The sequence below is a fragment of the Komagataeibacter sp. FNDCR2 genome (assembly GCF_021295395.1).
Lineage (GTDB): Bacteria > Pseudomonadota > Alphaproteobacteria > Acetobacterales > Acetobacteraceae > Komagataeibacter.
Window position 1 is genome coordinate 895187 of record NZ_JAIWOU010000001.1, and the last position, 14658, is coordinate 909844.

Annotated in this window: 16 protein-coding genes; 5 read left to right on the forward strand and 11 right to left on the reverse strand. The window is 62.5% G+C overall.

What is annotated here, in order from left to right; genetic code table 11:
• Positions 1–18: 18 nt before the first annotated feature.
• From LDL28_RS04130 to LDL28_RS04150, 5 genes are all read right to left on the reverse strand, one after another.
• Entirely contained in the window at positions 19–501 is a 483-nt protein-coding gene (locus LDL28_RS04130) for an MSMEG_0572/Sll0783 family nitrogen starvation response protein (RefSeq protein WP_233057341.1), read from the reverse strand.
• 339 nt (positions 502–840) lie between these two features.
• Positions 841–2244 carry a PLP-dependent aminotransferase family protein gene (locus LDL28_RS04135; protein WP_233057342.1) on the reverse strand — a complete coding sequence of 468 codons (1404 nt, stop codon included), beginning with the start codon at positions 2242–2244 and terminating at the stop codon, positions 841–843.
• Between the two features lie 137 nt (positions 2245–2381).
• Entirely contained in the window at positions 2382–2732 is a 351-nt protein-coding gene (locus tag LDL28_RS04140; protein WP_233057343.1) for a response regulator, read from the reverse strand.
• Positions 2729–3238, reverse strand: coding sequence for an NUDIX hydrolase (locus LDL28_RS04145; protein WP_233057344.1), 510 nt, complete (start codon positions 3236–3238; stop codon positions 2729–2731). The genes LDL28_RS04140 and LDL28_RS04145 overlap by 4 nt, the downstream gene beginning before the upstream one ends.
• Positions 3239–3334: 96 nt before the next feature.
• A complete protein-coding gene (locus LDL28_RS04150) occupies positions 3335–3718 on the reverse strand; it encodes a hypothetical protein (RefSeq protein WP_233057345.1) in 384 nt (127 codons plus the stop codon).
• A gap of 260 nt (positions 3719–3978) precedes the next feature.
• Between LDL28_RS04150 and guaA the strand changes: the two genes are divergently transcribed.
• Entirely contained in the window at positions 3979–5583 is a 1605-nt protein-coding gene (guaA, locus tag LDL28_RS04155; RefSeq protein WP_305069281.1) for a glutamine-hydrolyzing GMP synthase, read from the forward strand.
• 265 nt (positions 5584–5848) lie between these two features.
• On the opposite strand, the gene LDL28_RS04160 is transcribed toward guaA, so the two are convergent.
• Together LDL28_RS04160 and LDL28_RS04165 are read right to left on the reverse strand one after the other, a co-directional pair.
• Positions 5849–7312 carry a glycosyltransferase family 39 protein gene (locus LDL28_RS04160; protein WP_233057346.1) on the reverse strand — a complete coding sequence of 488 codons (1464 nt, stop codon included), beginning with the start codon at positions 7310–7312 and terminating at the stop codon, positions 5849–5851.
• Entirely contained in the window at positions 7309–7779 is a 471-nt protein-coding gene (locus LDL28_RS04165) for an Lrp/AsnC family transcriptional regulator (protein ID WP_233057347.1), read from the reverse strand. Before LDL28_RS04165 ends, LDL28_RS04160 begins: the two co-directional genes overlap by 4 nt.
• Positions 7780–7919: 140 nt before the next feature.
• On the opposite strand from LDL28_RS04165, the gene trxB reads away from it, so the two are divergent.
• Both trxB and LDL28_RS04175 read left to right on the forward strand, forming a co-directional pair.
• Positions 7920–8876 carry a thioredoxin-disulfide reductase gene (trxB, locus tag LDL28_RS04170; protein WP_233057348.1) on the forward strand — a complete coding sequence of 319 codons (957 nt, stop codon included), beginning with the start codon at positions 7920–7922 and terminating at the stop codon, positions 8874–8876.
• Between the two features lie 105 nt (positions 8877–8981).
• Positions 8982–9866: a LysR family transcriptional regulator gene (locus LDL28_RS04175; RefSeq protein ID WP_233057349.1), complete on the forward strand. Its 885-nt coding sequence runs from the start codon at positions 8982–8984 to the stop codon at positions 9864–9866.
• Between the two features lie 82 nt (positions 9867–9948).
• On the opposite strand, the gene LDL28_RS04180 is transcribed toward LDL28_RS04175, so the two are convergent.
• The 4 genes from LDL28_RS04180 to LDL28_RS04195 form a co-directional block, all read right to left on the reverse strand.
• On the reverse strand, positions 9949–10245 hold the full coding sequence (locus LDL28_RS04180; RefSeq protein WP_233057350.1) for an integration host factor subunit beta: 297 nt from the start codon (positions 10243–10245) through the stop codon (positions 9949–9951).
• Positions 10246–10272: 27 nt separating this feature from the next.
• The gene (gene sppA, locus LDL28_RS04185) at positions 10273–11202 is read right to left on the reverse strand and encodes a signal peptide peptidase SppA (protein WP_233057351.1); all 930 of its coding nucleotides are present in this window, start codon (positions 11200–11202) and stop codon (positions 10273–10275) included.
• Between the two features lie 65 nt (positions 11203–11267).
• The gene (locus LDL28_RS04190) at positions 11268–11726 is read right to left on the reverse strand and encodes a MucR family transcriptional regulator (RefSeq protein WP_233057352.1); all 459 of its coding nucleotides are present in this window, start codon (positions 11724–11726) and stop codon (positions 11268–11270) included.
• A gap of 188 nt (positions 11727–11914) precedes the next feature.
• Complete coding sequence (locus LDL28_RS04195) at positions 11915–12325, reverse strand: helix-turn-helix transcriptional regulator (protein WP_233057353.1); 411 nt, start codon at positions 12323–12325, stop codon at positions 11915–11917.
• Positions 12326–12523: 198 nt separating this feature from the next.
• Between LDL28_RS04195 and LDL28_RS04200 the strand changes: the two genes are divergently transcribed.
• Both LDL28_RS04200 and LDL28_RS04205 read left to right on the forward strand, forming a co-directional pair.
• Positions 12524–13312, forward strand: coding sequence for a sulfite exporter TauE/SafE family protein (locus tag LDL28_RS04200; protein ID WP_233057354.1), 789 nt, complete (start codon positions 12524–12526; stop codon positions 13310–13312).
• Positions 13313–13353: 41 nt separating this feature from the next.
• Positions 13354–14577: a UdgX family uracil-DNA binding protein gene (locus LDL28_RS04205; RefSeq protein WP_233057355.1), complete on the forward strand. Its 1224-nt coding sequence runs from the start codon at positions 13354–13356 to the stop codon at positions 14575–14577.
• The last annotated feature ends 81 nt before the right edge of the window (positions 14578–14658 follow it).

The following is a 14658-nucleotide window of genomic DNA, read 5'->3' on the forward strand; positions in this document are numbered from 1 at the left end:
GGTCCTTCCCGATAGTTCTCAGACGGTCCAGGTATCGAGGATGAAGGCATTGTCCCGGCGGGCAAGCAGGATCAGGTCCAGCACGTCCTGCGGATTGATGGGCGTGATACCGGGGATCAGGGACTGCTCGCCATGGCCGTAGAGCGCCTGTAGCGCGAAGCGGCAGGCATAGACCTTGCCGCCTTCCTCAAGGATCTTCGTGATCTGCCTGTTGCAGTTCATGTGCCCCGGAAAGGCTTCGTCACCCAGACGGGGAAAGCCACGCTGCACGCCAAGGGTGACGCCGGGACCATAGAGCAGGACGGAGGTCTCGAAGCCCTTGCGGATCAGGCGGGTTGCCTGCAGCAGATTGACGAAGCCGATCGAGCCCTCAAAGGCGACCGTATGGAAGGTGATGAGGGCTTTTTCGCCGGGTCTGGCTTTGACGTCCTCAAAAACCTTGTTTTCATAATCGACGAAGCAGTCGCCATCCCTGTGGGGGGCGTGTTCGACTTTCGGCATGGTCTTTCTCCCGTGTGGTGCGGTGTCCGGCGGGATGCCGGGGTGACCGCTCTGGCGGGAGGAAACGTGGCATGGGATATGTCGGCGGTAAAATTTTGTATGGAACTAACATGTGGTACAAACAGGGCAAATTAAGGAATACAAACCCTGTCGGCAGTGACATGGGCATACAATAAATCATGCCGCCCCACACAATCTACCCGTTTTTATATAAACATCTGTTTTTAAAAGGATTTGTTATCACGTATTCGTGAAAACATCCGTATCCTGTTTCCTGAAAAAAGGCATACGGACCTGTGAAATCAGTCTGGCGCACCGATTCCGGGCGTAACGGCAGGGTCAGACAATATCGGCAAACCCGGGGGAGCGTCTGTGTTGCAGGACCGACAGGACCCCGTGCAGGGATTCCTCAAGGCCCGTCGCATCCGGCGCGCTGCCCAGTGCGATGCGCGCACGCTGCGGCGGCTCGCCACTGATGGTGAACACATTGCTGGGCACCAGCGCCAGCCCCCGCCTGCGCGCATAGGCCACAAAATCCGTACTGCCCCACCAGTCCGGCAGTTTCAGCCAGACATGCGGGCCATCGGGGTTCATGCAGTGCCCTTCCCCCAGCACCCTGCGGGCAATGGACTGGCGCAGGCGCAGTTCCTTGCGGATGGCATGCAGGATCGTATGGGCCTGTTCCGTCTGCATCCACCGCGCCGTCAGCGCACTGAGAAGACCGGCATTGGTAAGCGCTATGGCCCGGATGGCCGCCGTCACCCGCCGGGTCATGTCGGCATTGGGCAGGGCGACATAGGCGGTACGCAGGCCCGGGCTCAGCGTCTTGGCGAGTGTGGCCACATAGCTGACACGACTGTGGTCAAGTGCTGCCAGCGCCGGCAGCGGGGTGTCCATAAGCAGGCTATAGGGATCATCTTCCGCAATATGCAGGTGATGCCGCTGGGCAACGGCAAGGATATCCTTGCGCCTTTGCAGCGACATCGTGGCCGTGGTGGGATTGTGAATGGTCGGGATGCAGTAAAGCAGCCGGGGATGGTGTTCGGCGCAGACCCGATCAAGCTGGTCAGGCATCATGCCTTCCATATCGCTATCCACGCCGACCAGAATAAGGTCGAACTGTGCCGCTATGGTCCGGATGCCGGGATAGGCGATGCGGTCGGTCACAATCACATCACCCGGCTGGGTATGTGTGCTGACAATGGCGGCCAGTGCGCTCTGGGCGCCGGGAGACACCAGAATTTCGTCCGTTCGCCGCTGGCCGATGACGGGTGCGATCCATTTCGCGCCAAGCTGGCGTTCCTCAACGGTGCCACCTGTCACGCGATAGGACATGAGACTGTTGAGATCCTGCTGTTTCAGGATGGCCGCAATATCGTTCTGGATGATGCGTTGCAGGGATGGCTCCTGCGGAATGGGCGGCAGGTTCATGGTCAGGTCAACCACGGCCGGACCGGTATGACGCCAGTGGCTCTGCCCCGCGCCGACACGGATAAAGGTGCCCCGGCCTACCGTCGCGTCGATCAGGCCACGCCGCCGGGCCTCGCTGAACGCACGCGTCACGGTCGTCAGATTGGTGCCCAGGTGCTCCGCGATCGTTCGCTGTGGAGGCAGCCTGTCGCCTTCCCGCAGGTCTCCCTTGCGGATGGAGTGCGCCAGGGCATCGGCCAGCGTCAGGTAAATCGCATTCGGGCTCCGGCTGATCTCTTCCTTCCAGTGAACCAGATAGGGATATGCGGACATGACAGAAGGATTCCATATATTCGACAAGAATCCATTCGATCATATCCCATACAATCAGTGCAATGATCCACGGCACGGATTATGAATGGAGTGAGGCAGCCCACCAGATGGAACCGGACAATGGGTAAGTCCATCATTCACCCTGCAAGCGGGAGCAACTGCCTGACCTGCTCCAGCAGGGTTTTCATGCGGAAGGGTTTTTCCAGCAGGGGCAGAGGAGCGTAACCCGCCAGCCGGTCCGGATCGCCGCTCATGACAATAACATGGCTCCCGTGCGCGCGGGCGGCGGCGATAAAGGCATCCGGCTCACCATCGGGCAGCGTCAGGTCCACCAGCACCAGCGAAAACGCCTGGCCGTCAATCTGTCGCATGGCATCCGTCACGCCCCCGCTTATGGTGGCGCGGACGCCGTGCGCTTCAAGCATGGTGGCGACCAGTTCCGCTATTGTCGCTTCATCCTCGACAATCAGGGCAGAAAACTGGGTCATGACAGCATGCTTTCGGTCCGGGGTTCGGGGGTGCTGCCGGGTGTGCGGGTCCGGGGCGCCGCCGGCCATGGGGCAATGCCCCGGTCGGACAGGGCCAGCGTGCCGAGTTCCAGCAGCCCGGGGCTGAAGGCGGAAGGGCTGGCACGTACCGCCGCCAAATCGAACCAGCCGACATCACAGGCGTCATCTCCCGCCGCAATCCGGGTCCAGCCATTGTCGTGGCATTTAACGGCGACGATCAGGTAATGGAAACGGATATCTCCGCCCTTATCCCGCTCGATCAGGTCAAAGGCGGTCAGCGTGCCTTCGGCATGGGTTTCAAAGCCGGTTTCCTCACGCAGTTCGCGCGCCGCCGCATCCAGGTAGCTTTCGCCATATTCGATGCGACCGCCGGGAAAACCCCATAAACCCTGATCGGGTGGATTGCGCCTGCAAACCAGCAGCATGCGTCCATCACGGACAATAATGGACAGAACGGCGCCTGCAAGTGTCATGTTACCAGACATGTAGCGACTATATCGGATCGTCGTCGCGCATCCATGCCTGTATCGGACGGAGGTGTTCCCGATTGCGTGAACACCGGCGCGACGGATGTTCCGGTTCTAGCGTTTCAGCACGATATGCGCCCGACAGCGCGGGGTGCCATAGGTGCCGACAATCGTCTCGCCATCCGGGTGGGCTTCGAACACCATGGGAAAGGGCGCGCCCGATGGCTGCTGGAGCAGGGCCTCGGCATGGTAGTGGGCATGATCCTTTTCCGGCACGCCACGCAGGGCGATCGAACCATCCGCCGGGGTGAAGGCGATGCGTTTCGACCCGATCTGGAAGGTGGAGGTATCACGCGTTTCGTCACATGTGCCCTGATCGGTCACGAGCCTGCCAGTCCACAGCCCGGTGGGATCATGCAGGGCGTCCGCCATGGCCGCGCAGGAAAAAAAACCGGCGAGACAGGCGGCAATCAGTGGTGGAAGGTGGCGTACGGTCATGAAGCAACCCTATAATCCGGCTGGAAGGTATTTTCAAAAGGTTCCGTCCGCGGGCGCGAACACCCCTTCCGGCCACGGCCTGCGGGTGTTTCCCGCACTTGGTGCGCAGCGGGTGCCGAGCCGGCACGGGCAGGAAATACCCTCCTGCCTCAAGGCTTATATTGTGCTATCCGGGTGCGAAAGACTATCCCACGCTTGCACCATGTTCCCGGCTCATGCAGGAAACCTGGTTTATCGATAATGCCGCGACCGAAAGACACATGATGAACGATACCGTGAATACAGCCTCCCCCCCGGCAGGGCTTGATGAAACCCTGCACGAGGATCGTATTCTGATCCTGGATTTCGGCAGCCAGGTTACCCAGTTGATTGCCCGGCGTGTGCGCGAAAGCGGGGTGTATTGCGAGATCTGGCCCTATTCCACCAACCCGGAAAAGATTCGCGCCTTCGCGCCAAAGGGGATCATCCTGTCCGGCAGCCCGGCCAGCGTGCTTGACGAGAACGCACCGGCCATACCGGAGGTGGTCTTCGCCCTGAATGTGCCCGTGCTGGGGATCTGCTACGGGCAGCAGGCCATGTGCCGCCAGCTTGGCGGCACGGTCGAGACGCATGAGCATCGTGAATTCGGGCGCGCGCATATCGATATCATCAAGGACTGCGCCCTGTTCCGCGGCACCTGGGCGCGGGGTGGGCGCGAACAGGTGTGGATGAGCCATGGCGACCGCGTGACGAAGCTGCCCCCCGGCTTTCAGGCCGTGGCGGTAAGCGAGGGCGCGCCCTTCGCCATCATCGCCGATGAAGGCCGCCGCCTGTATGGCGTGCAGTTCCACCCCGAGGTGGTGCATACCCCGCATGGCGCGACGCTGCTGCGCAACTTTACCCATGATGTGGCCGGTTGCCGGGGCACGTGGACCATGGCCGGTTTCCGCGACATGGAAATTGCCCGTATCCGCCAGCAGGTCGGCAAGGGGCGTGTGATCTGCGGGCTTTCCGGCGGGGTTGATTCCTCGGTCGCGGCTGTCCTGATCCATCAGGCCATCGGGGAGCAACTGACCTGTATTTTTGTCGATCCGGGTATCCTGCGCGCGGGTGAGGCTGACGAGGTCATTCGCACCTTCCGCGACCGTTTCAATATTCACCTGATCCATCGCGATGCCTCGGAACTGTTCCTGACGGCGCTGGAGGGGGTCAGCGACCCCGAAATCAAGCGCAAGACCATCGGCCGCCTGTTTATCGAGGTGTTCGAGGAAGAGGCCGCGAAGCTGGGCGGCGCCGAATTCCTGGCGCAGGGCACGCTGTATCCGGACGTGATCGAGAGCGTCAGCTTTACGGGCGGTCCCTCGGTCACCATCAAGTCGCACCACAATGTCGGCGGCCTGCCCGAGCGGATGAAGATGCAACTGGTCGAACCGCTGCGCGAACTGTTCAAGGACGAGGTCCGCGAACTTGGCCGTGAAATGGACATACCGGAGGCCATTGTCGGTCGCCACCCCTTCCCCGGTCCGGGGCTGGCCATCCGCATCCCCGGTGCGATCACGCGCGAAAAGCTGGATCTGCTGCGGCGGGTTGACTCCATCTTCCTTGAAGAAATCCGTACGGCCGGATTGTACGACGCCATCTGGCAGGCCTTCGCGGTCCTGCTGCCCGTACGCACGGTGGGCGTGATGGGGGATGGCCGCACATATGATTACGCCTGCGCCCTGCGCGCCGTCACCAGCACGGATGGCATGACGGCGGATATCTACCCGTTCGACATGTCCTTCCTTAACCGCGTGGCCGGTCGCATCGTCAACGAAGTGCGTGGCGTGAACCGTGTAACCTACGACATCACATCCAAGCCGCCGGGAACGATTGAGTGGGAATAGTTTTAAGTAAATAACGTAATTGGTTTTCTTCTTCGGGATGCATGTGCATGGCGCATGCATCCCGAAGGTTTTTTTAACCTGCCGGAATAGAATGTGCCGAAATCCGGGTCTTCAGGCGGCATGCGGAAGAATTCATTACATTCTTCACTCCATCAATTACTGCCCGCAATATTGCGCCCCCTGCATATTGTAAGGACGTTTCTGGTAAAGCTTTTTCCAAAAAGCTTCAGAAGAACCGCCCCCACCATCTGGTCCTGTTTCCTGCCTACCGTTCACCCGGCACGGGCAGACGGGCGATGGCAAGGCGCTGGGGTGTGGACAGGTCATCGCGCATATGCACGCGGTACAGATCGACAGTCTCCGCCGCCCGGCCATGTCGCCCGCGCACAAGCGTTCCGATCCGTTCGACTGATGTGAATACATCAGGCGCGAATGTGCGCCGGGGGTTACACACCATAATCCCATCGCCCGACACGCCATGGGGCAGGTCAAACACTGCCCAGCGCGGTTCCATTCCCACAACCACGTGCCGGGGCAGGACGGTGGCCAGTTCCGCTGCCGTGCCGTAATCACATGCCGCGACGAATTCCCCTGGCCGCGCTGTCGCGGCAATATGCGTGGCAAGTGCGCGCCACCCCGCCATCTGTCGCAGGGCCACATCCGTATGGGCGGATAAGGGAAGCGGGGCGAACAGCGCCTGTGCGTACACCAGCACGCCCACCGCCAGCCCGCCACCAACGGCCCACCGCCACCACCGCCATGCCACCAGCGCCGTGCCCGCCGCCAGCATGGGATAGATCACGACCGGCCAGTTCGCCTGCACCCGGTCGCCCACGGCATGCTGCACGAAAACGCATGCCGGCAGCACGATCATGCACACCAGCAGCGCCGCGCCGGGCACATGGCGCGCGCGCCGCAGCAGGCAGACCAGTCCCGCCATGAAAAAGGCGGCGATACCCGGCGTCATCAGGCCAAGCTGGCCCAGCAGCAGTTCGCTCAGAAACTGGATGGCGCGACCGGGGTGCCAATCCGCTGTGCGCCCGCCCTGCCGTACGAAACTGGCCCAGCCATGTGCCGCGTTCCACCACACCACTGGCGTTACACATAATGCCGCCAGACAGACGCCACCACCAAGAGCCGCCCACTGCCCGCGCATCCATCCACGCTGCCTGTACAGTTGCAGCCCAAGCCAGAGCGCGATACCGGCAACGGGAAGAACGGCGGTATATTTACTGTCACAGGCCAGTCCCGCAACCAGCCCGGCGACCAGCCACCACTGCCATCCCGCCCCCGCCACGATCCGTCCCATGGCCCATGACAGGGCGCATATGAAGAACAGTACCGGCGTATCCGGTGTTATCACAACAGACTGGATTGCCAGCGCCAGGGTCGCCTGCAGCAGCACACCGGCCCGCCACGCCTGACGCGGCGCGACACCGGGCAGGAGGTCACGCACCGCCCGTATCAGGAAAAAGGTCTGGCCAACCCCGCCCAGTACCCCGAACAGCCTGACGCCAAGCGCGTTATCGCCCGCGCACAGCATGCCCAGCCGGATCCACACCGCCACCATGGGCGGATGGTCGAGATAACCCGCGGCGGGTGCGAACGCCCACAGGCGATAATATGCCTCATCTGGCGAAAGTGGCAGGAAAGCCGCCACGGCCAGCCGCAGGCAGGCCAGCAGCGCAAGCAGATACAGCCACCCGCGTGGACTGTACCCATTACTCACACAGGCACGCCCGGGCGGTTGAGGCTGGTGCGGATGGTCTGCAATGTCTGCACGCGCACCACATGCGGGGCTTCCGTCAGTTGGCGGGTCAGCAGGTTCTCGTGCGTCGCATCCCGCGCCACGAGCCGGACAAGGAAATCCCCCCCGCCCCGGATCATGTGGCATTCACGCACTTCCGGCCAGGTCGAGACCTGGGCTTCGAACGCGGCAAGGATGGCCTCCTTCTGGCTGTCCAGCCCGATCAGGGCGAACAGCGTGATGGACCAGCCAAGCCGCGCGCCGTCCGTATCGGCATGGTAGCCACGGATGACATGGTCTTCCTCCAGACGCCGCATGCGGCGCAGGCAGGGCGGCGCGGATATGCCCACACGGCGGGCAAGCTCCACATTCGTCATGCGTCCGTCCAGCTGAAGTTCGGCCACAATACGACGATCAATCGCATCCAGATCAGCCATCCGCTCCGCCATGCACGTTCCATCTCTTGAAAACAGGCATCTGTCGCGCCTGTATGCCGCAATAATGATGCACTTCCTACTCCAACCCTTGCACGGACGCCAGTGGACGATCATACCAAAGGCAATTCTGACAATAGGGTTTTTCTGATCTCATGCCCCAGACCTGTTCTACCGATCTGCTTGTCATTGGCGCGGGCCCCGCCGGTTATACCGCCGCCATCTATGCGGCGCGCGCGGATCTTTCCCCCGTTCTCGTGGCCGGGCTCCAGCCCGGCGGCCAGCTCATGATCACGACCGATGTCGAGAACTATCCCGGCTTCGCCACCGGAATACAGGGGCCGGAACTGATGGAGCAGATGGCCGAACAGGCCCGCAATGTCGGCACGCGGCTCATGGATGACATAATCGTATCGTGTGACTTCACCCGAACGGACGGAACCGGGCGCTTCTACGCCACGGGCGATTCCGGCATGGTGTACGAAGCGCGCAGTGTCGTCATCGCAACCGGCGCGCAGGCGAAATGGCTTGGCATACCGGGCGAGGAGGAATTCCGCGGCTCCGGCGTCTCGGCCTGCGCCACGTGCGACGGCTTTTTCTACCGTGGCAAGCGCGTGGCCGTGATCGGCGGCGGCAACACCGCCGTGGAGGAGGCGCTGTACCTCACCCACCATGCCGCCCATGTAACCCTGATCCATCGCCGGGACACATTGCGCGCGGAACGGATCCTGCAGGACCGGCTGCATGCCAACCCCAAGGTCTCGGTCATCTGGAACAGTGAGGTCACGCGCATAACGGGCAGCGGCACGCCGCCTGTGGTGACGGGTGCTGACCTGCGTGACCGCGTAACGGGGGCTGAACGGCATATCGATGTGGACGGGGTGTTCGTTGCCATCGGCCACGCCCCCAACACCGCAATTTTCCGTGATGTGGTGGAGATCGACACGGATGGCTACATCGTCACGACACCGGGTAGCACACGCACCTCAGTGCCGGGAGTTTTCGCGGCGGGCGACGTGCAGGACAAGATCTATCGCCAGGCCGTAACCGCCGCCGGAACCGGCTGCATGGCCGCCCTGGAGGCCGAACGCTTCCTGGGTGCGTGCGTGTGAGGGACTGGAAGAGTCCTTGACCTGCATCAACATTTCCTTCACCACAACGGAAGTAGTGTCATAACATTTGGCGCGCCCTATCAGATAGCAAAGCGGAGTCAACGCGTGGACTGGGATAAACTCCGGATATTTCATGCCGTAGCCGAGGCGGGGTCCTTCACCCATGCCGGTGACGTGCTTAACCTGAGCCAGTCTGCAGTGTCGCGGCAGATCTCGGCGCTGGAAGAGGCCCTGCAGGTTCCCCTCTTCCACCGGCACGCCCGGGGGCTGATCCTGACGGAACAGGGTGAAACCCTGAACCAGACGGTTCGGGAAGTTTTCTCCAAGCTGGCCATGACGCAGTCCCTGCTGACGGAAAGCAAGGAAAAGGCGGCCGGGCGGCTACGGGTCACGACAACAACGGGCTTTGGCACCTGCTGGCTCACGCCACGGCTGCACCGGTTCATGGAAACCAACCCGGATATTTCGATCACCCTGATCCTGGAAGATAACGACCTCGATCTGGGCATGCGTGAAGCCGATGTCGCCGTACGCATGCATCCGCCGCGCCAGCCGGACCTGATCCAGCGGCACCTGGCCGACTTCCCGCTGCCTATCTATGCCTCCCAGTCATATCTGAACGACCACGGCACCCCCCGCACGCTTGAGGAGCTGAATGCCCACAAGCTGGTCCTGTTCGGGGGCTATCACCCGCCCGTGCCGCATATCAACTGGCTGGCCGAGACTGGCGTGCCTTCCGATGAGCGCCGCCCGGCCCGGCTGGAAGTCAACAGCCTCGCCGCCATGGCGGGTGCGATCGCGGCGGGCATCGGCATCGGGTCGATTCCGCTTTATGCGGCGTCGCAATACCCGAATCTGGTCAAGATCCTGCCGGAAGTGCCGCTGCCCACGGTCGATGCCTATTTCGTCTATCCCGAAGAGCTGCGCACATCCAAGCGCGTGGCCGTGTTCCGCGACTTCCTGCTGTCGGAAATCAACGCCCGGCACTGAGACAGGCGACAACTTCAACCACGCTGGTAAAAGCCAGCGTGGCGCCTGCCTGCCATTTTCTGCTTGGTGAAGCCGAAGGCGGTCAGTCCGTCCTGTCGGGCGACTGATTGACCCGTTCGCGCAATTCCTTGCCCGCCTTGAAAAACGGCACCACTTTTTCATCGACCGAGACGGTTTCCCCCGTCCTGGGGTTACGACCGGTACGGGCCTCGCGCTTCTTTACGGTAAAAGCCCCAAAGCCGCGCAGTTCCACCCGGTCCCCGCGCATCAGGGCATCGCTGATTTCAGCAAAGATGACCTGAACGATACGCTCCACCTCCCGAATGGGAAGATGGGGGCGGGCGGCGGCAAGCTCGGCGATCAGTTCCGATCTGGTCATCCTGTTCCCCTTGTTTATACAAGAAAATTAAAGTTTCCAGATCGCAACAGCCCCGTCAAGCGCACTGCTTTCCTTAATCAGAATTTCTGCACCTGGCACGGCGGATAACAGGCCGGTGATCCAGCGCCGCCAGTTCAGGCGCGTGGCTGTCGGGCCGATATCGGTCACCGGCGCATCTTCGGGCAAAAGGGCGGTTTTCAGCAGCCATCCGCGGGCATCCGCCAGGGAACCAAGCTGATCCACCAGTCCCAGCCCCAATGCCTGCTGCCCGGTATAGGGCCGACCATCGGCCAACTGGCGCACACGCTCCACCGGCATGTGTCGCCCATCGGCCACAACAGTGACAAAAAATCCATAAAGATCGGTTATGACGCCCTGCAACATCTCCCGCCCCTCGGGTGAAAGTGGCTGGACGACGGAAGGTTGCCCCTTCATCGGCCCGGAAACGAGTTCGTCAACATGCACCCCGACCCGGTCCAGCAGCCGCGAAACATCGGGGGACTGTAAAATCACGCCGATCGAGCCGGTCAGGGTGGAGCGATTGGCAAAAATACGGTTGGCCGGTACCGACACCATATACCCGGCCGAAGCCGCGACACTGCCCATGGACACGGCCACGGGCTTGCGCCGCGCGAAAGCGGCCACCGCGTCATGCAGCACCTCGCCACCCGTTACCGCGCCACCGGGGCTGTTCACTTCCAGCAGCAGGCCTTTGACCGTCCTGTCATCGGCGGCCTTGCGGATGGCATCGACATTATCCTGCTCATTGGCGGAAATTATTCCCGCCAGCCTGAGATGCACGAGATGCGGCTTCTGGCCCGTCCACCCCCCGCCATGGCTGCGGGCAATGGCGACGATGCAGGCCAGAACAAAAAATGCCACGGCACCTCCCCGCCAGAGCAGAAGCCGGCGGCGAAGTGATGCGGCATGCAGAACCATATCGGGGTCAGTATCCATAATAACGCAATATCATGAATACCCCCCACGACGAAGGCGCGACGGACGGCGCGCAGCCTCCGCCTTCATCCCCCCTTGCGGCGGCGACCCGGCCTGCCCGATGCGGGTTCGCCCGCGGAAGCGGCCGTGATCTTGCGCCCCAGCCCGATTTCCCGCGCCAGGCTGGAACGGCGCTCGGCATAATTGGGGGCAACCATGGGGTATTCGGCGGGCAGGCCCCAGCGTTCGCGGTACTGGTCGGGTGTCAGGCCATAAGCACTCTGCAGGTGGCGCTTGAGCATTTTCAGCTTTTTGCCATCTTCCAGGCAGACGATATAGTCGGGAAATACGGACCGTTTGACGGGCACGGCAGGCTGGAGCTTCTGCGGCGCTTCCGCTGGCTGCCCGACGGTGGTCAGCGCCTGATAGACATGACGTATCAGATCCGCGAGCGCATCGGCGGCGACAGTGTTATTTGAAACATGCGCCGACACGATCTGCGTCGTCAGTTCCAGACATGTAAAATCCTGCTCGGTATCAGACATACGTTGTTCCGTGTCTCTCTATCAACTGAAAGCCGCGACATATTCACGAACTGGCGGCACAGGACATATACGATAGCTTAAATAGACACAACACATGGGGCATGGATATTCCATGTCTATACGCCCATGACAGCCATTTTTATTATATAGAACGTTTAGTATTAAATACTCCCGCCCTGCAACGTCCTTCAGGCCTCCACGCGAATACGGGCGAAGCAGGCCGCCGCGACATTCCGCCCCGCCTGCGCGGGTGCGGCCACGGGTTTTTCACACAGCAGCGCGTTCAGATCCTCCACCCCGAAATCCGGGTTGCAGGCGGAACAGATCAGGCGGATTTTCATTTCCTCCATACTATCCCTGATGCTGTAAATGACCTGTCGCGCCTCCTTGCGGGTGGTAACAATCTCCGCCCGCCGCAGTTCCGCAAGCTGCTGGCTAAGCGTCGGTTGCCCGATGCCGGTCTCGGCCTCGATCTGGCCCACGCTCTTTTCGCCATCCAGCAGGCAGGCCAGCACCATAAGCCGCTGCGGCTGCGCCAGCAGGCGTAGCCGCAGCACGAGATTATCCGCGCTTTCGCGTGTTCTGGGCAGATTGGCCATGTATGCTCCCCCTTTGGTCCCTTGCCGGTGCCTGCGTACCATATCCCTGCCCCACGGGACAGCAGGACAGGACTTGATAAAATACATACATAATATATTAAATAGATAAACAATTAACTGCCCCAGACCTTGTTGCGCACAGGAACAGCCCCTTGATACACCCGCCCCCTGCCCCGGCCCGCCTGTTCATGACCCCGCATGCCTGACCTGGCTTCCATCCTGTCCGGCCTGTGCTGCGGGGGCGTTATCGGCTTTACGCTGGGACTGATCGGTGGGGGCGGCTCGATCCTGGCGGTGCCGCTCCTGCTTTACGGGGTGGGCCTGACCGACCCGCACCAGGCCATCGGCACCAGCGCCCTGGCCGTGACCATCAATGCGTTCTTCAGCCTTGCAAGCCATGCCCGGGCGGGGCGCGTGCGGTGGAAATGCGCCGCGCTGTTCGCCTGTTCGGGCATACTGGGCGCGGGGCTGGGCGCGAGCATGGGCAAGATCATCGACGGGCAGCGGCTCCTGTTCCTGTTCGCCCTGATCATGCTCGTGGTCGGCGCCCTCATGCTGCGGAGCAGCCGCCACTGTAACGACGCGGCGCATGGCCCCGAGCGCACGGCCCCGCTGCCCATTATCCTGTATGGGGTCGTGACCGGATTCTGTTCCGGTTTTTTCGGCATCGGCGGCGGGTTCCTGATCGTCCCGGCCCTGCTGGCGGCCACCGGCATGCCCATGCTCAACGCCGTGGGCACATCGCTGGTGGCGGTCTGCGCCTTCGGGCTGACCACCTCCGTCAGCTACGCCATGGCGGGCATGGTCGACCTGCCCATGGTGGGCCTGCTGGTCGCGGGCGGCGTGGCGGGCAGCATGGGCGGCACCACCGTGGCGCGGCATATGGGCAGGCGGCCCGAACGCCTGCGCATGTTTTTTGCCTGCCTGGTTTTTATTGTGGCATTCTACATGATGTGGCGCAGCATGCGGGCGATGGGCCTTGCCTGACTGGTGCTGGCCGCCAGCCATCACTGCCGGAATGACCACCCATGCCCCGAACCGTCATCACGCTCGCCCACCCCTTCGACTTCGCGGGATGGCGGATCGCCACGCGTGATCTTGCAGGCCGCCACGTGCCGCCGGATACGATCACATGGCAGGTCGCGCCCCCCGGCTCCACCCCACCCGCCCCCACACCGGACGAAAACCGCCAGCCGTTCTCCATCCCGCGCGATACGATGCAACTGGCCGCCGATGTGCTGCAATCCACGCTGCCGGACCGCTTCACCCTCGCCTACGGGCTGATCTACGCCCACGTTACCGGCACGCCACTCGACGCGGCCGACCTTGGCCGGATCAATGAAGCCGCCGAGACGGTCAGCGCGGAAACGCAGCATCTGCGCCAGAACCTGCCCACCTTCATGAAGCGTGAGGGCGAAGACAGCGAATGGCGCGGCACGCTGGACAGCCGGACCTACGCGCCCGAAAGCAATGCGCGCTTCATCACCTACCAGCTTTCGCTCGCCCCCTGGCGGCTTGTCCTGCCGGAGCGCGAGATATGCTGGAACGGCACGAGCCTGTTGCATGGCCCCCATGGCGCGCCCGCACCGCTGAGCTTTGGCAGCCTGCCGCCCCCCGCCCTGCCGCTGGTGACGGATCTGGACATCGAACGGATCACGTCCCTGCGCGCGGTGGCGCTGGCGGCCAGGACGTGCCTGATCTGCCCCATGGCCCGGCAGGCGACACAAACGGTCTTTGGCGAAGGGCGGCCCGGCGCGCGCATGATGTTCGTGGGGGAACAGCCCGGCGACCGGGAAGATCTGGCCGGTCGGCCCTTCGTCGGCCCGGCGGGCCAGCTTTTTGATCGCGCGCTGGAGGAAGCGGGCATCCGACGTGAGGATACGTATGTCACCAACACGGTCAAACATTTCAAATTCCAGCGCCGTGGCACGCGCCGCATCCATGAAAAGGCCGGTCGGGACGAAATCCGGGCCTGCGCCCCATGGCTCGCGGCCGAGCGGCGGATCCTGCGCCCGCAGGTGCTGGTCATGCTGGGGGCGACCGCCGCGTCCGCCCTGCTGGGCCGGACCGTCACGATCGGGCGGGAACGCTCGCGCGCCATCGAACTGGATGACGGCGCGACCGGGCTCGTCACCGTTCACCCGTCCTTTCTGCTGCGCCTGCCCGATGAGGCCGGACGGGCGCGGGAATATGCCCGTTTCGTCGCGGATCTGCGCCTTGCCGCAAGCCATGTCATGCCCGTAGGTACATGATCCGCCACGAGGAAAGCCGATGCCAGATATGCGCTCGCGACACCGTTACGTGATGCCAAGATGCGTTATTGATTAAGGTGC